Origin of the sequence: Streptomyces lydicamycinicus, assembly GCF_000829715.2 — a bacterium.
GTDB classification, from domain to species: domain Bacteria; phylum Actinomycetota; class Actinomycetes; order Streptomycetales; family Streptomycetaceae; genus Streptomyces; species Streptomyces lydicamycinicus.
Map to the genome: position 1 here is coordinate 449,648 of NZ_BBNO01000002.1, position 23,188 is coordinate 472,835.

A 23,188-nucleotide genomic window follows, 5' to 3' on the forward strand; every position below is an offset into this window, starting at 1 on the left:
AGGCGACGGCCGGGGTCCGGGGAACGGGCGGGGCCCGGGGCGGGGCCAGCGGCCGGGATCCGGGGCGGCGTCCGGGGCTGGGGCCGGGGCTTCGGCTGGGGCCGGGGCCGGGGTCGCTACGGGGCTCGCCGGGGCGCGGGAGCGCTGGGTGCGGACCGGTGGCATCGAGCTGTGCGTCGCCGAGCTGGGCGATCCGGCGCAGCCCACGGTGCTGCTGGTGCACGGCTACCCGGACAGCAAAGAGGTGTGGTCCGAGGTCGCCCGTGGTCTGGCCGACCGGTTCCATGTGGTGCTCTACGACGTCCGGGGCTGCGGCCGGTCCACCGCCCCGCAGCCACTCCGCGGCGGCTTCACCCTGGAGAAGCTGACGGACGACTTCCTGGCCGTCGCCGACGCCGTCAGCCCCGACCGCCCGCTCCATCTGGTCGGTCATGACTGGGGCTCGGTGCAGGGCTGGGAGTTCGCCACGGTACGGCGTACGGAGGGCCGGATCGCCTCCTTCACCTCCATGTCGGGCCCGTCCCTCGACCACTTCGGCCACTGGATCAAGAAACGGACGGTGCGCCCCACCCCCCGGCGCGCCGCCCAACTCCTCAATCAGAGCGCCAAATCCTGGTACGTCTACATGCTGCACACCCCCGTGCTGCCCGAGCTGGCGTGGAAGGGGCCACTCGGCAAGCGCTGGCCGAAGATCCTCCAGCGGGTGGAGAAGGTGCCGGGTGGTGACTACCCGACCGCTTCGCTGCCGACCGACGCGGCCCATGGCGCCTGGCTCTACCGCGACAATGTGCTCCCCCGGCTCCGCCGCCCGCGCGCCGACGCCTATGCGCACTGCCCGGTCCAGCTCATCACCCCCACCGGCGATGCCTTCCTCTCGCCGCGGCTGTACGACGATCTGGAGCAGTGGGCGCCGCAGCTGGTACGCCGCACCCTCCCGGCCAAGCACTGGGTGCCCCGCACCCGCCCCGACCAGCTCGTCTCCTGGATCGGCGAGTTCATCACCGCCAAGGAGGACGGCGATCCGGCGCGGCAGGTCGTGGCGTCCGGCGCCTACGCCGACCGGTTCGGCGGACAGCTGGTGCTGGTGACCGGCGCGGCCGGCGGCATCGGCCGGGCTACGGCGTTCGCCTTCGCGGAGGCCGGCGCGCGGGTCATCGCTGTCGACCGGGACGCGGAGGGCGCGGCCCGGACCGCCGAGATGTCCCGGCTGATCGGTGCACCACAGGCCTGGGCGGAGGTCGTCGATGTCGCCGACGAGGCGGCGATGGAGAAGCTCGCCGACAAGGTGCACGCGGAGTACGGCACCGTCGATGTGCTGGTGAACAACGCCGGCATCGGCCTGGCCGGCTCCTTTCTCCAGACCGGGACCGAGGACTGGAAGAAGGTCCTGGACGTCAATCTGTGGGGCGTCATCCACGGCTGCCGGATCTTCGGCAAGCGGATGGCGGAACGCGGCCAGGGCGGCCATATCGTCAACACCGCCTCGGCAGCCGCCTTCCTGCCGTCGAAGTCGCTGCCCGCCTACAGCACCTCCAAGGCGGCCGTCCTGATGCTCAGCGAGTGTCTGCGCGCCGAGCTGGCAGATCAGGGCATCGGTGTCTCTGCCATCTGCCCCGGGCTGGTCAACACCGGTATCACCAACACCGCCCGCTTCACCGGCGTCTCGCCCGACGAGGAGAAGCGCCGCCAGGCCAGGGCCGCGCGGCTGTACGGCCTGCGCAACTACCCGCCGGAGAAGGTCGCCGACGCCATCCTCCGCGCGGTCGTACGCAATCAGGCGGTGGTACCGGTCGCCGTCGAAGCCCGCGGCGCCCATCTGCTCTCCCGCTTCGCTCCACCCGTCCTCCGCGCCGTCGCCCGCTTCGCACCGCGGCTGTAGGAAGCGGCGGGGTGCGTGCGGGGGCTCCGGACGCTGGGGCCGTCTGGCCGTCACGCCGCCCCTTGGCCTCTGGGGCCGGAGCCCCGGCCCCAGCCCGGCCCCAGCCCGGCCCGGGCCCAGAGGGAGAGCTCGATGTGGCAGAGCCGACGGTAGCGAGGGCGGCCGTACCATCCCTCGCAGGAAGGGACACTGCGCACGGTCGTCGCCTGCTCGGCGTCCTCCCCGGCCGCACTGGGCCGGGGGCGGGCGCGGCGGGCCATGTGGCCGGCTCGTAGCGTGCGGCCATCTCGTAAGGAGCACCACAGTGACCGAGCAGCCGCCAACGGCCGAGGCCCGCACCGCCGAGTACCGCATCGAGGACTTGGCGCACCTCAGCGGCGCCACGGTGCGCACCATCCGTGCCTATCAGGACCGCGGACTGCTTCCCCGCCCGGAACGCCGAGGCCGGGCCAATGTCTACGGCGATACCCATCTGGCCCGGCTGCGCCAGATCGCCGATCTGCTGGACCGCGGCTACACCCTCGCCAGCATCAAGGAACTCCTTGAGGCCTGGGACGCGGGCCGTGACCTCGGCGGGGTCCTGGGCCTGGTCGCCGAGATCGACGGGCCGTGGACGGACGAGGAGGCGTCCCGCGTCAGCCGCACGGAGTTGGACGCCGCCTTCGGGGGCAGCCCCGACGAGACAGCGCTCGCCGAGGCCGTCGAACTGGGCGTCCTGGAGCGCATCCCGGGCCGGGACGACGAGTTCCTCGTCCCCAGCCCGCAGGAACTCGCCGTCGCCGCCGAACTGCACTCCGCCGGCGTCCCGCTGACGGCGATCTCCGGTCATCTGCGGGAGGTGCGCGGCCAGGTCGAGCACATCGCCGCCCGCTTCCTGGACTTCACCACCGAGCATGTCTTCCAGCAGTTCCTGGACCACCCACCCACCGAGGCCGAGGCCGCGGAGGCCGCCACTCTCGTACGCCGACTGCGCCCCCTGGCCCAGCAGACCATCGACGCCGAACTCGCCCGCGCCATGCGCACCCTGGCCACCCGCTATCTGCGCCACCACCTCAGCGAGGCACTGCCGACCGAGCCACGGCGACCCGCCGAAACGGCTGGGGAAGCAGGGGCAGCGGCCGGGGCCGGGACAGCAGCCGGAGCCGGGGCAGGGACAGGAGCCGGAGCCGGTGCAGAGGCCGGGGCAGCAGCCGGAGCAGGGACAGGGGCCGGGGCAGGGCCCAGGAGCGTCCCCACGCCTAGGGCCGCTTCCGGCCTGCCGCCCGCGCCGCTGCCCGCCCCCGGGCCGGTCGCGGACCCCCGTACCGCGGCCGCCCCGGCGCCGGCCCCGACGGCCGGCCCGGAGACGGTGCTGCTCCCCGCTGAGGCAGTGCGGGCCGTGCGGAACCTGGTCGGTACGGAGAACACGGCCGCCTTCATCGCCGCCGCCGCACACCGGGAGGTACAGGCCCGCACGATGGACGCCCTGGTGGCACTCACGCCGGACCGGGCCACAGACCAGGCCTCCGAACAGCCCTCCGGCCGGACGCCGGACCGGACCCCGGACCAGCCCGTCGGCCGGGCCAATGGCACCAGCTCCCGGCACCGCAGGGACTGACCCCGCCCCGGTCTGCAACGCAGCCCCGGCCACGCGCCCGTACCGCCCGAGCCGAGCCCGCCCCCCACCTCATTCTCATTCCCACTCTTCAGCTATCAAGGATCAAGCGATGCGCGGCCCCCCGCCGCGCCCTCTCCTCAGCTCAACCGACCGAATCCGGCAGCCAGTTGCCATGGAATCCGTACGGCACCCGCTGCGGAAGATGGACCGTGGCGACCGGGTCCGCGGAGATGTCCTCCGAGTCGAGTACGACGAGGTCGCTGGTATCGGTGGAGGCGTCGTAGACATAGGTGATCAGCCAGCCCGGCCCGCCGGGACGGTCGTCCGCCGGGGCGAAGACCGCCTCGCCCGGTGTGCGTCCCGGGCCGAAGTCATGCCGGACGGCCGCACCGGTCCGGAGGTCGTAGCGGAGCAGGGCGCCGGGTATATGGCCCGTGCCCGGCAACTCGCCGACGGTGGCGTGGCCGAAGCGGGCCGGCTGTCCGGTGAGGCGGTCGTCCACCCTGGGGAACTCGCAGAACTGGTCGTCGAGTTGTTCTTCGGCGACCGTGCCCGTCACCAGATCAATCGTCCAGCGCCAGAGATGGGCCGGGGTCCGGTCGCCGTAGTCGGCGTAGCGAGAGACATGGAGAACGATCCGCTGATCACCGTCGTCGTGGGCGTTCAGGGCGTGGAAGACATAGCAGGGGTCGATGGGCAGCCAGCGGACCTCCCCATAGGGATCATCGCGGCGCAGCACACCGAGCCGGGCCCCGTACTCCGGGTTCCACTGATACGGCATACCGGGGCGGCTGCGGTCGAAGACGACCGGGAGGTCCATGAAGATGACATGGCCTGCGGTCAGATGGAAGTCATGCATCATCGTGTGCCCCGGAACGTCGATGGGGCGGCTGATCACCAACTCCCCTGCGGCATCGGCGCGGTGATAGGTCAGATAGGGCGGGGTGGGGCCGCCGTATCCGAAGAAGTGCAGCTCGCCGGTCGTGGGGCAGGTCTTGGGATGAGCGGTCATGGCGGTGGTGAGCCGACCGCCGAAGTCATGGGCGCCGAGGGTCTCCAGCTCATGGCTGGGGCGGCAGTCGATTTCGTACGGGAACGACGACTCGACCAGGGCGAGGGTGCGTCCGGCATGCCGGACGACATGGGTGTTGGCCACGCCCGCCGCCAGATTGCGGCGGCCCTGCGCGTCCACCGGACGCGCGCCGTCGGTGAAGGTGGCGGTGCGGACCCAGCGGTTGCGGTAGGAGACGGCCCGGCCGCCCTCCAGGCGCAGGCCGTGGACCATTCCGTCGCCGAAGAACCAGTGCGGAGTGGCGGCATCCTTCGGATTGGGGCCGTTGCGCAGGAACCAGCCACTGAGTTCGGGCGGGATCGCGCCCGTCACCGGCAGGTCATAGGCGGTCAGCTCGTCCGTCACCGGGGCGAAGTTGCCGGCCATGTGCGGTGCGGGGGCGTGGGATTCGGATGCGGTGGTCGGGGATGTGGGAGTCATGAGGTCAGGCCTCCTTGGATGTCGGTCCGCGCGCCGGAGGTCGCCATGAAGCGGGCACGGGCTCGCTCCGGGTACGAAGCGGTGAAGCGGGCGGGAAGGATGAATCCGGCGAGCTGAAGGGCGATCGAGAAGGCCACATGCCACCCGTAGGCGGAGGCGGCGGTCTGGGCGAGCGCGGTGAGGGTGAAGGACAGCGCCCACGCGGCCGTGAGCACCACGTTGATGTGGCGGAACAGCGGGGTGTGCCAGACCTCCGGCGGGGCCATCCGGCGCGCGATCCCCATCGTGAAGGGCCGTCGCACGGCGATCGACACCCAGGCGATGAGCGCCAGCCATCCCATCGACAAGGCGCTGCCGTACATCTTGAGACCGCTGTCGGGGCGAATGAAGGCCAGCAGGCCGAGGGCCGCGAAGAACACGATCGTGCCGTACTCCAGCAGGCGCAGGTCGAGCGAGAGTCCGCCGGCGCGGTCGGCGATGAGCAGCGCGACGGCCGTTGCCAGACCGGCGAGCGCGCCCCACTGCCAGCCGATCGAGGACACCCCCGCAAAGACCAGCCACGGGATGAAGCCCCGCAGATAGTTCATGACTCCCCCTCTTCGCTCACGGTCGTCGCCCAACCGCGGCTCACATTCCAACTTCGACATGTCGAACATAGAAGCTCCACCTTTGACATGTCAACAGTGGAAGGTAAAGTGCGGGTCATGAGCCTGAGACATGCCGTGCTGGGCCTGCTGGCCGAATCCCCCGCGAGCGGCTACGACCTGATGAAGCTGTTCAACGCCTCGCTCGCCAGCGTCTGGCCGGCCACCCAGAGCCAGGTCTACGGCGAGCTCACCAAACTCACGACCGCCGGCCTGGTCGAGGTCGCCGCCCACGGCCCCCGCGGCCGCAAGGAGTACGCGATCACCGGTGATGGCCTGGCGGAGCTGCGCCACTGGCTGACCGAGGTCGAGCCCAGCGGTCCCCAGCGCCATGACGGCCTGCTGCGCGTCTTCTTCCTCGGCATCGTCACGCCGCTCGAGGCGCAGACGTTCCTCCTGCATCAGGCCGAGCGCGCCGCGCGTACCCGCGCCACGCTGGAGCACCTCGAAGAGACCGCCGAGTGGGACGAGGAAATGATTTCGGTCTACGGACGGATCGCGCTGGAGTACGGCCTGCGGATCTCGGCGATGCAGGAGGAGTGGGCCCGTTGGGCCGCCGACGAGGTGACCAGCGCAAAGGCGCGCAAGGCGAGCGAACTCGCCCGGGCGCAGCACAAGGAGCAGAAGGGCCAGAAGGAGGAAGTCCGGCCGGGCGAAGGGGAGTGACGCGCCGGGAGCCCCGCCGGAGGACCGCTCCCGGCCACCGGGCTCCCGGCAGCACGGCTCCCAGCCGCAGGACTCCCGATCCCAGGGCTCCCGGCCGCGAGGCCGCCTCCCCGCCGGCAATTCAGGTGCCGCCCCGCACCCCGCGCGGCACTCTGGAGACATGAACAACCAGCGCTCGGTGCGCCTCTCGAAGTACCTGGCGAAGCATCTGCGCCATGAACCGGAACGGATCGGCATCACCCTCGACGCCCAGGGCTGGGTGCCCGTGGCCGAGCTGATGGCGGCGGCCGCGCGGCACGGATTCCCCTTCACCCGGGACGAGTTGGCGGCCGTGGTCGCCGGCAACGACAAGCAGCGTTACGCCATCGACGGCGACCGGATCCGCGCCAACCAGGGCCATTCGGTACCGGTCGACCTCGATCTGCCGCCGGCCGTACCTCCCGCCCATCTCTTCCACGGGACAGTGGCCCGCAGCGTGGCGGCCATACGGGAGGAGGGGCTGCGGCCGATGTCGCGGCATGCCGTCCATCTCTCCCCCGACCGCGAGACCGCGACCCGGGTGGGCGCGCGACGCGGCAAGCCCGTGGTCCTGACCGTCGACGCGGGCGCCATGCACCGCGCCGGCCATGTCTTCCGGGTCAGCGCCAACGGGGTCTGGCTCACCAGCCGGGTACCGGCCCGGTTCCTGCGTTTCCCGGGCTGACCCTGCGCGCGTGAAGCCGCCGGCTCAGAGCCCCGGCGCACCCCACACCGGGAACCACCGCGTCAGATCCTTCTCGATCGTCAGATCGTCCCCGAGCATCGCCCGCACCTGTAGTTCGAGCGGGTTGTCGCGCTTCTCGCCGCCCTCCCGCTGCGGCGCGAAGGGGTAGAACGTGCCCCGCTTGTAGAGGTAGACCAGCGCCAGCGACCGCTGCTGTTCCTCCCGGAAGCCGACCAGCGAACACAGCAGCTGGGGGCCGAAGCCCGCTTCCTCCAGGGACGTGTTGACCGCATGCAGGTCATTGACCAGGCCCGCCACGTCCTCCGGCGGATGCCGTACGAGCAGCCAGGTATAGCCGTACGCGTCCTGGGTGAACTCCACGGAGCCGTCCAGCAGGGACCGTGCCTCCTCCTGGATACGGGCGAACGCCCCGCCCTCGACGCTCGCGAAGCACACCGACCCCCGTCCGGTGGGTACGAAACCGGCCGCGGCCTGGAGGGTCACCGCGGCGGACGGCAGCGCGAAAAGCTGGTCGAGGTCGGGGCGGACCGGCTTGCTGCGGCCGAGGATGACGTCCAGAAATCCCATGTGCTGCTTACTCCTTGATCGTCACGGCCGGCCGGTCACCAGCGGGACCCCACGCGCACCGTGCCTCACGCCCGCCCCAGCTCTGTCGCGATCCGGGCCAGCTGGTCCAGCCGCTGTTCCAGCGTCGGGTGCGAGGACAGCAGCCTGCTGAAGCTCTCCTTGTTGAACGCGGGGGCGAAGTAGAAGGCGTTGAACGGCTGGGCCTTGCGCAGATCTTCGGTCGGGATCCTCGCCATCTGACCGGTGACCTTGGTCAGCGCGGCGGCCAGAGCGGACGGCCGGCCGGTCAGCAGGGCGGCGGCCCGGTCCGCGGACAGCTCGCGGTAACGGGACAGCAGCCGGGTCAGCAGGAAGCTGATCGCGTAGACGACCACGCTGACGGCGGTCACGATGAGCACGGCGATGGCCGCGTTCTGGTCCCGGTTGTTGCGGCCGATACCGCTCCACAGGGCGGCCCGGGTGATGATCCCGGCCAATACGCCGAGGAACGAGGCGATGGTCATCACGGCGACATCGCGGTGCGCGACATGCGAGAGCTCGTGGGCCAGCACCCCCTCCAGCTCCGCCGGCTCCAGCCGCCGGAGCAGCCCCGTGGTGGCGCACACCAGCGAGTTCTTCTGACCGCGGCCGGTGGCGAACGCGTTCGGCACATCCGACTCGGCGATCGCGACCCGTGGCTTGGGCATGTCGGCCAGCGCGCACAGCCGGTCGACGGCACCGTGCAGTTCGGGCGCCTGCTCCGGGGTGACCTCCCGCGCGCCCATGCTGAATGCCGCGATCCGGTCGCTGAACCAGAACTGCGCGACGAACAGGGCACCGGCGATCACCAGCACCACCACCCAGGCGCCCTTGAGCAGCACCACCAGCACGCCGACGACCACGACGTACAGCAGTCCGATGAAGAACATCGTCGTGACCATGCGTGAGGTCAGCCCGCGATCCGGGGCGAATCGGGTCTGTGCCATGGCTCCTCCACGAACGCCGCACTTCGCGCAGTGCGCCGACCCGCCCGCGCGCCGTCCTTGCACCGCGCGTCGCGTGCCGCCCACTGCGCCGCTGTCCCGATTCTCCCTCTTCAGGGCTATATGTGGAGTAAAGCCCAGGCCAGGGGATGGCCCGGCGCGTCGGACGCACGGGAGCAGTGGGGCGCGCCGGCCCCGTAGGGAGGCCGGGCCGGGAGCTGTCTACCGGGCAGCGAGTTGCGCCAGCCCCTCCGTGGCGATCCGCTCGAAGACCGCGACATCGGCCTCGAAGAGCGAATCGGCGATCGGCCAGTGGAGGACCAGTTCATCGATGCCCAGCTCGGCGTGGTGGCCGGCGAAGTCGACGAAGGCGTCCACGGAGTCCAGCGGACGGTCCGGGGTGAAGCCGGTCAGCATGATCTTCTGCAGGTCGGCGACATCGCGGCCCTGGTCGGCACAGGCCTTCCCCAGTCGCTCGAACTGCCCGCGGATCGCCTCGTGCGACTCCGCCGGGGTGCCGCCCCCGTTGGACACCTTGGGATCGCCGGTCGTCACCCAGGCCTGGCCGTACCGGGCCGCCAGATTCAGCCCGCGCGGGCCGGTGGCCGCCACCGCGAACGGCAGCCGCGGCCGCTGCACACAGCCGGGAATGTTGCGCACCTCGTGGGCGGAGTAGTGCACGCCCTCGTGGGAGACGACGTCCTCGCTCAGCAGCCGGTCCAGCAGCGAGACGAACTCGCCGAAGTGGTCGGCGCGTTCGCGCGGCGCCCAGGGCTCCTGGCCGAGCGCGGTGGCGTCGAAGCCATTGCCGCCGGCGCCGACGCCGAGGGTGACCCGGCCGTCGCTGATGTCGTCGAGCGAGATCAGTTCCTTGGCGAGGGTGACCGGGTGCCGGAAGTTCGGCGAGGTGACGAGGGTGCCCAGCCGCATCCGGGAGGTGACGCCCGCCGCCGCGGTCAGCGTCGGCACGGCGCCGAACCAGGTCCGGTCGCGGAAGCTCCGCCACGAGAGGTGGTCATAGGTGTACGCGGCGTGGAAGCCCAGCTCCTCGGCGCGCTGCCACACCTCCCGTCCGCCTTCGGACCAGCGGCGGACGGGGAGTATCAGGGTGCTCAGTCGCATACCCCGAGCGTACGGCCGTCCGAAGGAGCCGACGATTCTCCTCGGTGCTCCGGACGGCTCGGTCCACCTGCCCGTACGTCCTCGGACCGGCGGCGCGCGGGCTCATACGCGCAACCCACCGCACTCCTGTGCACAGCGGTACGGGAAGATGGCCCCGTGACCGATGCCTCCGCCCCACCGTCCCGGGCGCCCGAAACGGCCGTTACGCCCCGGCTGATCGCCACCGACCTCGACGGCACCCTGCTGCACGACGACAAGACGGTCTCCGACCGCACGATCGCCGCGCTCGCCGCCGCGGAGCGGGCCGGCCTGGAGGTCTTCTTCGTCACCGGACGCCCGGCCCGCTGGATGGGCGTGGTCAGCGACCATGTGCACGGTCACGGCCTGGCGATCTGCGCCAACGGCGCGGCCGTCGTCGATCTGCACCGCGGCGGCCGGATCGTCGAGGTCAGCCCCCTGGAGCGGACCACCGCCCGCCAGGTCGTGGACGCGCTGCGCAGCGCCGCGCCCGGCACCTCGTTCGCGGTCGAGCGGACCGGCGGCATCCACTACGAGCCGCAGTACCCGCCGCTGCTCCTCGATCCGGCGGCGGTCGTCGCCCCGGCGGAGAAGCTGCTCGCCGACGACTTCGTCCCGCCGCTGGGCCCGGAGGACACCGAGCCGGACGGCCCGGACGGCGGCGCCGGGCCGGCCTTCCCCGACCAGCCCGTGATCAAGCTGCTCGCGCACCACCCCGAGCTGGACCCCGACGCCTTCCTCGCCCTGGCCCACACGGCGGCCGGCGATCTTGCGACCTTCACCCGGTCCAGCCCCACCGCCCTCCTGGAGATCAGCGGACCCGGCGTGAGCAAGGCCGGCACCCTGGCCCGCTGCTGTGCGGAGCGCGGTATCGCGCCGGAAGAGGTCGTCGCCTTCGGGGACATGCCGAACGACATAGCGATGCTGTCCTGGGCCGGCACCTCGTACGCCATGGCCAACGCGCACCCGGATGTGCTGGCCGCCACGACGCGCCGTACGGCGTCCAACAACGACGACGGTGTCGCGGCGGTCATCGAGCGGATTCTTCAGGACGGCCACCTCTAGGGCGGCGTGTCCGGCGTCCGGACCGTCGGCCCCGTGCCGTCTTACAGCGGCGCCTCCCACCGCACCATCGTGCCCGTGCCGCCCTCGCCCAGCCCCGGGCCGTACATGCTGGAGCCGCCCAGCGCCTCCGCCCGGTTGGCGAGGTTCTTGAGGCCACTGCGACGGCCGCTGTCCGGGATACCGATGCCGTCGTCGGCGACGGTAAGGCGGACGCCGTCGGTGCCGTCCGGGAGCCTGATCGTGGCATCGACGACGACCTCGATCCGGGAGGCCTGGGCGTGCCGGAAGGCGTTCGACAGCGCCTCCCGCAGCGCGGCGATCAGGTTCTTGCCGGTCAGCTCGCCGACCCGGGTGTCGACCGGGCCGATGAAGTGGGCCGAGGGCTGGAAGCCGAGCGGTACGGCAGCGGTGCCGGTCTCGCGCAGGACCCGGGTGCGCAGCCCGGACGGCGCCTCGGCCGGGCCCTGTTGGAGGGCGAAGATCGCGGTACGGATCTCCTGGATGGTCACATCCAGCTCGTCGACGGCCTTGCCGACGCCCTGGGACACCTCCGGCACGATGGTCCGGCGCTGTGCGCTCTCCAGCATCATGCCCGTCGCGAACAGCCGCTGGATGACGAGATCGTGCAGGTCACGGGCGATCCGGTCGCGGTCCTCGTACACGGCGAGCCGCTCGCGGTCGCGCTGGGCGTCGGCCAGCACCAGCGCCAGCGCGGCCTGCGCCGCGAACTGGGTGGCCAGCGTCCGCTCCGCGGCGGTGAACGGGCGGGCGCCCCGGGAGCGCGGGGTCGCGAGGGTGCCCAGCACCCGGCCGCCGCTCTTGAGCGGCAGCATCATGCTGGGGCCGAAACGCTGCGCGATGTCGGTGACCATGCGCGGATCGGTGGCCGAGTCGTCCACGAACACCGGCTCCCCGGCGAGGAGTTGTTCCACCACCGGGCTGTCGGGCGGGATCTGCGTCCCCATGATCCCGGCGGGCTCGTCCGCCGACACCGCGACGATCTCCAGACCGCCCTCCTCATCGGGCAGCAGCACGATGCCGGCCGCCGAGTCCGCCAGCTTCCGGGCCTGCTCGGCCACCACGGCGAGCGCATCGTCCACATCGCTGCCGGCGAGGAGTTCGGTGGTCACCGCCACGGAGCCGTCGATCCAGCGCTCCCGCTGCCGGGTCGCCTCGTTCAGCCGGGCGTTGCCGATCGCGATCCCGGCCTCGGTGGCCAGCACCCGCACCATGTGCAGGTCCTCCTCGCTGAACACCCCGCCGTCGCGCTTCTCCGTCAGATAGAGGTTGCCGAAGATGTCGCCCTGGACGCGGATCGGCACCCCGAGGAACGTCCGCATCGGCGGATGCCCCGGCGGGAAACCGGCCGAGCGGGCGTCCTTCGTGAGGTCGTCAAGGCGCAGCGGCTTGGGATCGTGGATGAGCGCACCGAGCAGCCCCTTGTGGCCGTCGGGCAGCGCGCCGATCCGCTCGTGCTGCTGCGCGGTCACGCCGTACGTCACGAAGTCCGACAGCCCCTCACGGGCCTCGTCGATGATCCCGATCGCCGCATAGCGGGCGTCGGCGAGCTCGGCGGCGGTCTCCACGATCCGGTCGAGGGTGCTGTGCAGATCGAGCCCCGCGCCGACCGTGCGCATCGCCTCCAGCAACTGCGGCACCCGGGCGGTCAGCTCGGTCGACAGACCGCGCAGACTGCGGGTCGCCTCGGTGGCGGCGTCCATGGGGTCGGGGACCGCACCCGGGCCACCGCTCCCGAGGTCCCTGGGGTCTGAGGGTGGTGGTCCTGCCGTGGCTGCCATGCCATGAGCCTAATAAGGGCGGTTTTCCGGGGAAAGTCCAGTTTGCGGGGGCGGCTGTCGGCCGGCCCGTGCACGCCGCCGCCCGGCCTCGCAGGCCACCGGCCGGCCTCCGCTCCACGCCGCCGCCCGGCCCCGGTGCTACCCCACCGGCTGGGCCTCGCCGTACGCCGCGTCCACCGCCCGCTCGCGCTCCAGCATCCGCCGGAACGGGCCGTCGGCCGCGGCCAGCTCCGCGTACGTCCCGCGCTGCACGGCCCGCCCTCGGTCCAGGACCAGCACCTCATCGACCGCGTCGAGGCCGGTGAGCCGGTGGGTGATCAGGACCGTCGTACGGCCCTCGGTCGCGGTCAGCAGATCGGCGGTCAGCGCGTCGGCGGTGGCCAGGTCGAGATGCTCGGCGGGCTCGTCCAGGACGAGCACCGGGAAGTCCGCGAGCAGCGCACGGGCCAGCGCCAGCCGCTGCCGCTGGCCACCGGACAGCCGGGCGCCACGCTCCCCGATCATGGTGTCCAGCCCGGCGGGCAGCCCGCGCACCCAGTCCGCGAGCCGCGCCCGGCCGAGCGCCTCCCACAGATCCTGGTCGGCGTCCGCGGCACCCCGCCCCTCCGGGCGGGCGAGCCTGAGGTTCTCCCGCAGCGAGCTGTCGAAGAGGTGCGCGTCCTGCGCACACAGCCCCACCAGCCGCCGCACCCCGTCACCGGCCATCTCCCGGGCGGCCGTGCCGCCCAGCGTGTAGGTGCCCGACTCCTCGTCCAGGAAGCGCAGCAGCACCTGCGCCAGCGTGGTCTTCCCGGAACCGGACGCGCCCACGACGGCCAGCCGGTGCCCGGCCGTCAGGGTGAACCCGATGCCGTCCAGCGCCGACCGGTCCTGTCCCGGGTGGCGCGCGGTCAGCTCCCGTACGGCCAGTGGGAACGGCGTCGCGGGAGCGGCGGCCGGGGTGGCCGGCTCGGACACCGGCTCCGGCGCGTCCAGCACCTCGAAGACCCGCTCGGCGGCGTGCCGGGTGCGCCGGCGGTACTGCACCGCGAGCGGCAGCCCCGCCACCGCCTCGAACGCGGCCAGCGGCGTCAGCACGACGACGGCCAGCGCCACCCCCGTCAGCCGGCCCGCGTGCACGGCCTGGACACCGGCCACCGCCGATGCCGCGACCGTCAGCCCGCACAGCAGCGCCGACAGCCCGGCGCCGGTCCCGGCCACGGTGGCCGAGCGGGAGGCGATCCGGGTCAGCTCCCGGTCCGCGCGCCGCACCGATTCCGTACGGGCCCCCAGGGCTCCGGCCACCGTCAACTCGGCGGTACCGGTGAGCACATCGACGACCCGGGTGGCCAGCCGTCCGCGGGCGGGCGCCAGCCGACGCTCCGTACGGCGGGCCAGCGCACCGGAGAGCAGCGGCACCGCCACCCCCGTGAGCAGCAGCCCGGCGGCGAGGATCGCCCCGGCCTCCGGCAACAGCCATCCGGTGAAACCGACCGCACCCGCGCCGACCAGCACCGCCGCACCGACGGGCAGCAGCCAGCGCAGGAAGTAGTCCTGCACCGCGTCAACATCGGCCACCAGCCGCGACAGCAGATCGCCCCGGCTGCGCTCCCTGAGCCCGGCGGGCGCCAGTCGCTCCAGCCGCCGGAAGACGGCGACGCGCACGTCGGCGAGCATCCGGAACACCGTGTCATGGGCGACCAGCCGCTCGGCGTACCGGAAGACCGCGCGCCCGATGCCGAACGCCCTGGTCGCGGTCACCGCCACCATCAGATACAGCACCGGCGGCTGCTGCGCCGCGCGCGAGATCAGCCAGCCGGAGGTCGCCATCAGGCCCACCGCGCTGCCCAGCGCGAGGCTGCCGAGCAGCAGCGCCAGCGCGAACCGTGCCCGGTGGGCACGGGCCAGCCGCCGCAGCCGGGTGAGCGCCGCCCTGCGGGCGCGGTCAGCAGCGGCCCCGTGCGCGGCTTCGGACGCGAGATCCGCGGAAGCGGCCGCGGCGGCTCCGCCGTCCCCGGGCCCCGCGTCCCCGGCCGTCTCCGGGCGCACCGCCACCGACGCGTCCGCTCCGGCACGCCGCACCGAGCCTGCCGCCTCGACCGCCGCGGCCCCGACCGCGGGTTCCGGCAGCCGCACCACCCGGTCCGCCACCGCCAGCAGTGCCGGCCGGTGGACGACGAGCAGGACCGTACGGCCGACCGCGAGGCGACGGACCGCGGCCACGATCGCCTCCTCGGTGGCGCCGTCCAGGTTCGCGGTGGGCTCGTCCAGGAGCAGGATCGGGCGGTCGGCGAGGAAGGCACGGGCGAGCGCGAGACGCTGGCGCTGGCCCGCGGAAAGACCGGCACCGGACTCGCCGAGCCGGGTCGCCATACCGTCCGGGAGCGCGTCGACGAAGTCCAGCGCGCCCGCGTCGCCCAGGGCGGTGCGCACCGCGGCGTCCTCCGCGTCCGGCCGCGCCAGCCGTACGTTCTCGGCGATGGTGCCGGCGAACAGATGCGGGTGCTGCGGCACCCAGGCGATCCGCTGCCACCAGCTCTCGGGGGAGAGGGACGCGATGTCGTGGCCGTCGGCAAGGGCCCGGCCCTCGGACGGCGCGGTGAGGCCGAGCAACACGCTCAGCAGGGTGGACTTGCCGGCGCCGGAGGGTCCGACCAGCGCGACGGTCTCCCCGGGCCGGACCTCGAAGGAGGTCGCGGGGAGCGAGTCGGCGGCCCGTCCCGGGTGGCGGACCACCAGTTCCTCGACGGCCAGCGCGGTGCCCTGGGGCGCGGGTGCGGTGCCGGGCGTCCGGAGCGGGGTCTCCAGGACAGCGAAGATCTCTTCGGCGGCCGAGAGCCCCTCGGCCGCCGCGTGGTACTGCGCCCCGACCTGCCGCAGCGGCAGATACGCCTCGGGCGCCAGCACCAGCACCATCAGGCCGGTGTAGAGGTCGAGTTCACCGTGCACCAGCCGCATGCCGATGCCGACCGCGACCAGTGCGACGGAGATGGTGGCGAGGAGTTCGAGCGCGAAGGAGGAGAGAAAGGCGATCCGCAGGGTGCGCAGCGTCGCCCGGCGGTACTCCCCGGTGATGGACCGGATGGCGGCGGCCTGGGCCTTGGCCCGGCCGAAGACCTTCAGGGTGGGCAGGCCCTCGACGACATCGAGGAAGTGGCCCGACAGCCGGGCGAGCAGCCGCCACTGACGGTCCATCCGCGACTGGGTGGCCCAGCCGATCAAGACCATGAACAGCGGGATCAGCGGAAGGGTGAGCACGATCGTGAGCGCCGAGATCCAGTCGCCGGTGACGATCCGGGCCAGCACCGCGAGGGGAACGACGACCGCCAGCCCCAGCTGCGGCAGATAGCGCGCGAAGTAGTCGTCCAGGGCGTCGATACCCCGGGTGGCGAGGGCGGTGAGTTCGCCGGTGCGCATCTCCAGGGTGCCCGCACCGGAAGCGCCGCCCGCGTCGGCCGCCTCCGGTACCTGCGCGCCGCCGTCCGTGCGGCCGATCACCGCGCCGGGCCCCAGCCGCGCCGCCCGCTCGATCAGCCGCATCCGCAGCTCGGACTTGGCCGCCGCACCGGCGCGGTGGGCGGCCAGTTCGGTCAGCCAGGAGACCAGTCCGCGTCCGGCGGAGACCGCGGCGAGCAGCACCAGGGGGGTGGCCAGGGCGCCGAGGGCGAGATCGTGCTGGAACGCTCCGACCACGACCTCGGCGATCAGCATCGCCTGGCCCACGACCAGGCCCGCTCCGGCAAGCCCGAGCACCACCACCGCGATCAGAAAGCCGCGGGTGGCGCGGGCGTAGCGGAGCAGACGCGGGTCGACGGGTTTCACGTGAAACATGTCCTCCTGCTGAGGCCGCCCCGAGGGGCGGCGGCTCAACTAGTGGGCTTCGGCTATGTGTTGGGTGCCGATGCGCTTACGGAACACCCAGTACGTCCACCCTTGGTAGAGCATCACGAGCGGTGCGGCGAAACCGGCACCCCACGTCATGATCTTCAGGGTGTAGGGGCTGGAGGCGGCGTTGCTGACCGTGAGATTCCAGCTCTCGTTCAGCGTGGACGGCATGACGTTCGGAAAGAGCGTCAGGAAGAGCATCGTGACCGCGGCCACGACGGTGAGGCCGGAGAAGGCGAACGCCCAGCCCTCGCGCCCGAGCCGGTTGGCCCCGAGGGCCGCGACCAGCGCGACCACCGCCACGATCATGGCGACCAGGCTGGTGCTGTCCCCCTTGTCGGCCTGCGTCCAGCCCAGGAACCCGACCGCCACCACCGCGGCGACCGGCCCGAGGACGGCCGCCATCCGGCGCGCCCGCTCCCGGATGTCACCCACCGTCTTGAGCGAGGCGAACACCGCGCCGTGGAAGGTGAACAGCGTCAGCGTGACCAGACCGCCCAGGATCGCGTACGGGTTCAGCAGATCGAGCAGGCTCCCCACGTACTCCTTGTGGGCGTCGATCTTGACCCCGTGCACGATGTTGCCGAAGATCACGCCCCACAGCACCGCGGGCAGCAGCGAGGTCCAGAAGATCGTGTGCTCCCAGTTCCGCTGCCAGCGCTCCTCGGGCCGCTTGACGCGGTACTCGAAGGCGACACCGCGCAGGATCAGGCAGATGAGGATCAGCAGCAACGGCAGGTAGAAGCCGGAGAAGAGGGTGGCGTACCACTCGGGGAAGGCCGCGAAGGTCGCACCGGCCGCACTGATCAGCCAGACCTCGTTGCCGTCCCAGACCGGCCCGATGGTGTTGATCAGCACCCGCTTCTCCGGCCGGTCACGGGCGAGGAGCTTGGTGAGGACGCCGATTCCGAAGTCGAATCCTTCGAGGAAGAAGTACCCGGTCCAGAGAAAGGCGATAAGGACGAACCAGACGTCGTGGAGTTGCACAGTCGCCTCCTAGTACGAGAAGGCCATCGGCCGGTCGGCGTCCGTGCTGTCGCCGCCGATCTTGGTGGGCGGGTTGAGGTCGGAGTCGTTGAGCTCCGGGGGGCCGGCCTTGACGTACTTCACCAGCAGCTTGACCTCGACCACGGCGAGGATCGCGTAGAGCGTGGTGAAGACGATCATCGAGGTGAGGACCTCGCCCTGCGAGACGCCCGGGGACACCGCGTCCGAGGTGCGCAGCACGCCGTAGACGGCCCAGGGCTGGCGGCCCATCTCGGTGAAGATCCAGCCCCAGGAGTTCGCGAGGAGCGGGAAGCCCAGGGTGACGAAGGCGAGCGACCAGTACCACTTGCTCAGCCGGGCACCGAGCTCCCTGTTCTTGGTGAGCGCGAGCCGGGGTGGTTCCTCGTCCCCCGTACGCAGCCCCGGCGCCAGCCAGAACTTCTTACGGGTGAGCCACAGCCCGGCGAGCCCGAGGGCGAACGACGACATCCCGAAGCCGATCATCCAGCGGAAGCCCCAGTAGGCGACCGGGATGTTGGGCCGGTAGTCACCGGGCCCGAACTTCTGCTGTTCGGACCGGTTGACGTCGTTGATGCCGGGGACCGGCGAGGTGAAGTCGTTGTGGGCGAGGAAGGAGAGCAGACCGGGAACCTCGATGGCGACCTTGTTGTGGCCCTTGTCGACGTCCCCGTAGGCGAAGACCGAGAACGGTGCCGGCTTCTCCGTTTCCCAGAGCGCCTCGGCGGCGGCCATCTTCATCGGCTGCTGCTTGAACATGACCTTGCCGAGCGAGTCACCGCTGATCGCGGTGAGGACACCGGCGATGACCAGCGTGATCAGCCCGAGCCGCAGCGAGGTCCGCATGACCTTGATGTGCTTCTTGCGCATCAGGTGGTAGGCGGAGATGCCGACCATGAACGCGGCGCCGGTCAGGAAGGCCGCGGTCAGCGTGTGGAAGACGACGACCAGGGTGGTGTCCTGGGTCAGCACCTTCCAGAAGTCGGTCAGCTCGGCACGGCCGTTCGCGGCGTTGTACTTGTAGCCGACCGGGTGCTGCATCCAGGAGTTCGCGGCCAGGATGAAGTACGAGGAGAGCAGTGTGCCGATCGAGACCATCCACATGCAGAAGCAGTGGATCTTCTTCGGCAGCTTGTCCCAGCCGAAGATCCACAGGCCGATGAAGGTGGACTCGAAGAAGAACGCGATGAGCGCCTCGAAGGCCAGCGGAGCACCGAAGACGTCTCCGACGAACCGCGAGTAGTCGGACCAGTTCATACCGAACTGGAACTCCTGGACGATGCCGGTGACGACACCCATCGCGATGTTGATCAGAAACAGCTTGCCCCAGAACTTGGTGGCCTTGAGGTACTTCTCCTTACCCGTACGCACCCATGCGGTCTCGAGTCCGGCCACCAGAGCGGCGAGGGAGATCGTCAGGGGGACGAACAGGAAGTGGTAGACGGTCGTGATGCCGAATTGCCATCGCGCCAGAGTCTCTGGCGCCAACGCCAGTTCCATGTCGTGCTCCTTACGTCGCCGTGCGGAACCACGGCAATGCCCCTTATGCACCCAATAAAAGACGCATAACGGATAGGCTTGTGAACGCGTTCACATTCACAAGCAATTATCTCCTACGACTTTTCGGCCAATCCCCGGGGGGTACGTGACCGCGGTCACGTCGGCGCAAAAACGCCCCGAGGCCGCGGGTCGGCAGACCCACGGCCTCGGTACGGGCGTCCTGACGACGGCCTACAGCGCCTTGCGGAACTCCTCCGCGGCCTGAAGGAACAGATCCATCGCCGAGCTCTCGCCGATCGTCACCCGCACCCCCTCACCGGGGAACGGCCGCACGACCACCCCGGCCCGCTCGCACGCCGCGGCGAAGTCGACCGTACGGTCCCCCAGCCGCAGCCAGACGAAGTTGGCCTGCGACTCCGGGACCGTCCAGCCCTGCCCGAGCAGCCCGTCCACCACCCGCGCCCGCTCGGCCACCAGCGCATCGACCCGCTCCAGCAGCGCGCCCTCGCTGCGCAGCGACGCCACCGCCGCCTCCTGCGCGAGCTGGCTGACCCCGAACGGCACCGCCGTCTTGCGCAGCGCGGCGGCCACCGGCTCATGGGCCACCGCGAAACCGACCCGCAGCCCCGCCAGGCCGTACGCCTTGGAGAAGGTCCGCAGCACACACACGTTGGGGCGGTCGCGGTAGAGATCGATTCCGTCCGGCACCTCGGCGTCCCGGATGAACTCGCGATAGGCCTCGTCCAGCACCACCAGCACATCGGCCGGCACCCGGTCCAGGAAGGACTCCAGCTCGGCACGGCGTACGACGGTGCCGGTGGGGTTGTTGGGGTTGCAGACGAAGATCAACCGGGTCCGGTCGGTGATCGCGGCCAGCATCGCGTCCAGGTCGTGCACCTCGCCGGAGGTCAGCGGGACCTGCACGGACGTGGCACCGGAGACCTGGGTGATGATCGGGTACGCCTCGAACGAACGCCAGGCGTAGATCACTTCGTCACCGGGCCCGGACGTCGCCTGGACCAGCTGCTGCGCCACCCCGACCGAGCCGGTACCCGTCGCCAGATGCTCCACCGGCACCGAGAACCGCTCGGACAGCTCCGCCATCAGGCCCGTGCAGGCCATGTCCGGGTAGCGGTTGAAGGACCCGGCAGCGGTCACCGCGCTCTCCAGGACCCCCGGCAGCGGCGGATAGGGGTTCTCATTGGAGGACAGCTTGTACGTGACGGGGCCGCCGACCGCCGCCGGCCGACCCGGCTTGTAGGTGGGGACGCCGTCCAGCGCAGCACGCAGCTTCGGGGTCTTCTCGCTCACCGCAGGTCCTCCTCGACCGTCCGCTCATCTCCAATACTGCACACCCTATGAGGATTAACCCGTTCGGCGGCAGCCCCGACCCGCTGGCGACGCCTCTCCACCGCCTGGACGGACCCTCCGGCGAGCCCCGCGCAATCCCTCCTGGGAGCGCTCCCCGGGCCGACGCACGCCGGTGGCTTACGCCGTGGCGCGCATCCCCCGTCAAGGTGACTTGAGACCACTTCGGGACCGGAACGGATCGACAGGTGAAGGCGGAAAATCTCCCCCGGAATGATCACCGCACACGCCAACTCCCTTTATTTTGCAGGGAATTGCTGACCGATCACCGTGCAGAAACGTGCCTTTCCACAGCCGTTGGTCGACCCCCGTGAATTGCCGTGACGAGCCCTACTATCGGCTCGCCATGACAGCAGCAGGGAAGCACCAGGTGAGCCGGTCGACCGGTCGCCGGCTGGGGCGGGCGGGCATCCGGGACGTGGCCGCCGCAGCCGGTGTGTCGATCACGACTGTCTCCGACGCGCTCAACGGCAAGGGCCGGCTTCCGGATGCCACCCGTAGCCATGTCCGCGAGGTGGCCGACCGGCTGGGCTACCGCCCGTCCGCAGCCGCCCGCACGCTCCGTACCGGCAAGTCAGGGCTCCTCGGCCTGACCGTGACCACGTACGGGGACGAACCCTTCACCTTCACCGAATTCGCCTACTTCGCCGAGATGGCCAGAGCCGCCACCTCCGCGGCCCTGGCCCGCGGATATGCGCTGGTCATCCTCCCGGCGACATCGCGCCACGACGTGTGGTCCAACGTCGCCCTCGACGGCACGGTCGTCATCGACCCGGCCGACGGAGACCCCGTCGTCACCGAACTCGTCCGGCACGGCATCCCCGTCGTCTCCGACGGCCGCCCCGGCGGCGCGCTGCCCGTCACCGGCTGGGTCGACAACGATCACGAGGCGGCCGTCCTCGGCCTGCTCGACCATCTCGCCGACGCCGGCGCCCGCCGCATCGGACTCCTCACGGGCAACACCACCGACACCTACACCCGGCTGTCGACCACCGCCTATCTGCACTGGTGCGAGCGGGTCGGCCAGGATCCGGTCTACGAGTCCTACCCGGCACACGACCCGTGCGCGGGGGCCGTCGCCGCCGACCGGCTGCTGGCCCGCCCGGACCGCCCGGACGCCGTCTACGGGCTCTTCGACCCCAACGGCACGGACCTGCTCGCCGCCGCCCGGCGCTACGGCCTGCGGGTTCCGGAGGACCTGCTGCTGGTCTGCTGTAGCGAGTCCACCCTCTACGCCGCCACCGAACCGCCGATCACCACGCTGTCCCTCAAACCGCGCCGCATCGGCACCGCCGTCATCCAGATCCTCATCGACGCCATCGAAGGGCTGGACAACGGGCGGCCCATCGAACAGGTGATACCTACCGATCTCATCGTCCGTGCCTCGTCCCAGCGAAGGTCACCGAGAACGACCGTCAGCCCGCCACGGGGACCGACCGGCGACTGAGGGTGCTCCCACATACGGACGACCGGGCGTTCTCTTCTCCGCGGAAAAAACAGGGCGATCCCGGTGCAAATCAGCCGCGAACGCCGGGCTCTGGCCGATTGACCACCCCCGGGTGCGTCACAACCCGCGACCAGCATTCCTATGATGGGCGCACGACACCGCGGACCGCCGTCGACCAGGCAAAGGTCCGAGAGGTGCACGGCGGCGCAACGGTGGAGGGGTCGATGACTCAGGGGGCCAGTCTGGGACCCATGGTGCGGACCATGGCGGGAGAAACTCCGGCGCCTGCTCCGCCGCCCGGAGTGCCTTCCGGCACGCCCGCAGGGTCCCCCGTGCCGCCCGCCGGCCCGCCGCTGCATCTGCCCGCCGGTGCCCCTGCCGCACCTCCGGCCGCGCCTCCCGTGGCGCCGCCGGCCGAGCTGCCCGAGGAGTACACCCCGACCGCGCGGGACCTCCCGGTCATCACCCCGGGCCGTACGGACACCCTCATCGACAGCCCGGCGGTCGTCCCGGTGCCCGAACCAGCCCTGGACCCCGACGCGCCCGAGGGCATGGGCCCGCTGTACGTCGTCGGCGATGTCCACGGCTACTACGACGAGCTGCGCGAGGCGCTGGCCGCCGAAGGGCTGATCGACGCCGACGGCAACTGGGCGGCGGGCAACGCCCGGCTCTGGTTCCTCGGCGACTTCACCGACCGCGGCCCGGACGGGATCGGCGTCATCGACCTCGTCATGCAGCTCTCGGCCGAGGCCGCGGCGGCCGGTGGCTACTGCAAGGCCCTGATGGGCAACCACGAACTCCTGCTGCTGGGCGCCAAGCGGTTCGGCGACACCCCCGTACAGTCCGGCGCCGGCACCGCGTCCTTCCAGGCCGCCTGGCTCCTCAACGGCGGCCAGAAGAGCGATATGGACCGCCTGGAGGACCACCACCTCCAATGGATGGCCCGGCTGGACGCGGTGATGGAAGAGGACGGGCATCTGCTCGTGCACTCCGACACCACCGCCTACCTCGAATACGGCGACTCCATCGAGGCCGTCAACGACACCGTCCATGACGTGCTCACCCGCAGCGAAGCGGATGAAGTCTGGGATCTGTTCCGCAAGTTCACCAAGCGCTTCGCCTTCCGCGACGAGGCCGGTTCGGACGCCGTCCGGGAACTCCTCGACGCCTATGGCGGCGACCGGGTCGTCCACGGCCACAGCCCGATCCCGTATCTGCTGGGCGAGGTCGGTACAGAGGACGGCGAGAGCGAGAGCGTCGCGGTCGACGGCCCGCATGTCTACGCCGACGGTCTGGCCATCGCCATGGACGGCGGTGTCACGATGGCCGGAAAGCTGTTGGTCGTGCAACTTCCGTTGGCTGGCTGAGGGTTGGCCCGTTAGTCGTACGCCTGTCCGGCCTACGGACGGTCAGCACGAAAACGGGGAGCGACACCGGCGGAAACCGGTCGTGGCATTACTCAATTTCCG

Annotated in this window: 17 protein-coding genes; 7 read left to right on the top strand and 10 right to left on the bottom strand. The window is 71.3% G+C overall.

The features are described from left to right. The first annotated feature begins 148 nt into the window (after positions 1-148). The gene (locus TU31_RS07395; protein WP_042150865.1) at positions 149-1,879 is read left to right on the top strand and encodes an SDR family oxidoreductase; all 1,731 of its coding nucleotides are present in this window, start codon (positions 149-151) and stop codon (positions 1,877-1,879) included. A 304-nt stretch (positions 1,880-2,183) separates the two neighbouring features. Beyond that, the gene (locus TU31_RS36590; protein WP_078885604.1) at positions 2,184-3,476 is read left to right on the top strand and encodes a MerR family transcriptional regulator; all 1,293 of its coding nucleotides are present in this window, start codon (positions 2,184-2,186) and stop codon (positions 3,474-3,476) included. Between the two features lie 142 nt (positions 3,477-3,618). On the opposite strand, the gene TU31_RS07405 is transcribed toward TU31_RS36590, so the two are convergent. Further along, positions 3,619-4,968, bottom strand: coding sequence for a carotenoid oxygenase family protein (locus TU31_RS07405; protein WP_042150867.1), 1,350 nt, complete (start codon positions 4,966-4,968; stop codon positions 3,619-3,621). After that, positions 4,965-5,555 (bottom strand): hypothetical protein, encoded by a 591-nt coding sequence (locus tag TU31_RS07410; protein ID WP_042150869.1) that lies wholly within the window; start codon positions 5,553-5,555, stop codon positions 4,965-4,967. The genes TU31_RS07405 and TU31_RS07410 overlap by 4 nt, the downstream gene beginning before the upstream one ends. Positions 5,556-5,672: 117 nt before the next feature. Here TU31_RS07410 and TU31_RS07415 point away from each other — a divergent pair, with 117 nt between their 5' ends. Together TU31_RS07415 and TU31_RS07420 are read left to right on the top strand one after the other, a co-directional pair. Next, positions 5,673-6,278, top strand: a complete 606-nt coding sequence (locus TU31_RS07415; RefSeq protein WP_052718844.1) for a PadR family transcriptional regulator — start codon at positions 5,673-5,675, stop codon at positions 6,276-6,278. A 160-nt stretch (positions 6,279-6,438) separates the two neighbouring features. Further along, positions 6,439-6,981 (top strand): RNA 2'-phosphotransferase, encoded by a 543-nt coding sequence (locus TU31_RS07420; protein ID WP_042150872.1) that lies wholly within the window; start codon positions 6,439-6,441, stop codon positions 6,979-6,981. Between the two features lie 24 nt (positions 6,982-7,005). Here TU31_RS07420 and pspAB read toward each other — a convergent pair whose 3' ends face one another. The 3 genes from pspAB to TU31_RS07435 form a co-directional block, all read right to left on the bottom strand. Next, on the bottom strand, positions 7,006-7,569 hold the full coding sequence (gene pspAB / locus TU31_RS07425; protein ID WP_042150874.1) for a PspA-associated protein PspAB: 564 nt from the start codon (positions 7,567-7,569) through the stop codon (positions 7,006-7,008). 65 nt (positions 7,570-7,634) lie between these two features. After that, on the bottom strand, positions 7,635-8,534 hold the full coding sequence (gene htpX, locus TU31_RS07430; protein WP_042150876.1) for a zinc metalloprotease HtpX: 900 nt from the start codon (positions 8,532-8,534) through the stop codon (positions 7,635-7,637). A 219-nt stretch (positions 8,535-8,753) separates the two neighbouring features. Further along, positions 8,754-9,653 carry an LLM class flavin-dependent oxidoreductase gene (locus TU31_RS07435; protein WP_042150878.1) on the bottom strand — a complete coding sequence of 300 codons (900 nt, stop codon included), beginning with the start codon at positions 9,651-9,653 and terminating at the stop codon, positions 8,754-8,756. Between the two features lie 156 nt (positions 9,654-9,809). Between TU31_RS07435 and TU31_RS07440 the strand changes: the two genes are divergently transcribed. Then, on the top strand, positions 9,810-10,736 hold the full coding sequence (locus TU31_RS07440; RefSeq protein ID WP_042150880.1) for a Cof-type HAD-IIB family hydrolase: 927 nt from the start codon (positions 9,810-9,812) through the stop codon (positions 10,734-10,736). A 41-nt stretch (positions 10,737-10,777) separates the two neighbouring features. On the opposite strand, the gene TU31_RS07445 is transcribed toward TU31_RS07440, so the two are convergent. The 5 genes from TU31_RS07445 to hisC all read right to left on the bottom strand — a co-directional run bounded on the left by TU31_RS07445 (position 10,778) and on the right by hisC (position 20,215). Beyond that, positions 10,778-12,457, bottom strand: a complete 1,680-nt coding sequence (locus tag TU31_RS07445; RefSeq protein WP_042150882.1) for a sensor histidine kinase — start codon at positions 12,455-12,457, stop codon at positions 10,778-10,780. Between the two features lie 216 nt (positions 12,458-12,673). Beyond that, positions 12,674-16,345, bottom strand: coding sequence for a thiol reductant ABC exporter subunit CydD (gene cydD / locus TU31_RS07450; RefSeq protein ID WP_042150884.1), 3,672 nt, complete (start codon positions 16,343-16,345; stop codon positions 12,674-12,676). A gap of 39 nt (positions 16,346-16,384) precedes the next feature. Continuing rightward, on the bottom strand, positions 16,385-17,386 hold the full coding sequence (gene cydB / locus TU31_RS07455; RefSeq protein ID WP_042150886.1) for a cytochrome d ubiquinol oxidase subunit II: 1,002 nt from the start codon (positions 17,384-17,386) through the stop codon (positions 16,385-16,387). 9 nt (positions 17,387-17,395) lie between these two features. Beyond that, entirely contained in the window at positions 17,396-18,904 is a 1,509-nt protein-coding gene (locus TU31_RS07460) for a cytochrome ubiquinol oxidase subunit I (RefSeq protein WP_042150889.1), read from the bottom strand. A gap of 231 nt (positions 18,905-19,135) precedes the next feature. Further along, complete coding sequence (hisC, locus tag TU31_RS07465) at positions 19,136-20,215, bottom strand: histidinol-phosphate transaminase (protein ID WP_042150891.1); 1,080 nt, start codon at positions 20,213-20,215, stop codon at positions 19,136-19,138. 403 nt (positions 20,216-20,618) lie between these two features. On the opposite strand from hisC, the gene TU31_RS07470 reads away from it, so the two are divergent. Next, positions 20,619-21,719, top strand: coding sequence for a LacI family DNA-binding transcriptional regulator (locus TU31_RS07470; RefSeq protein WP_042150893.1), 1,101 nt, complete (start codon positions 20,619-20,621; stop codon positions 21,717-21,719). Between the two features lie 224 nt (positions 21,720-21,943). Then, positions 21,944-23,086, top strand: a complete 1,143-nt coding sequence (locus TU31_RS07475; RefSeq protein WP_078885605.1) for a metallophosphoesterase — start codon at positions 21,944-21,946, stop codon at positions 23,084-23,086. Positions 23,087-23,188 lie beyond the last annotated feature (102 nt).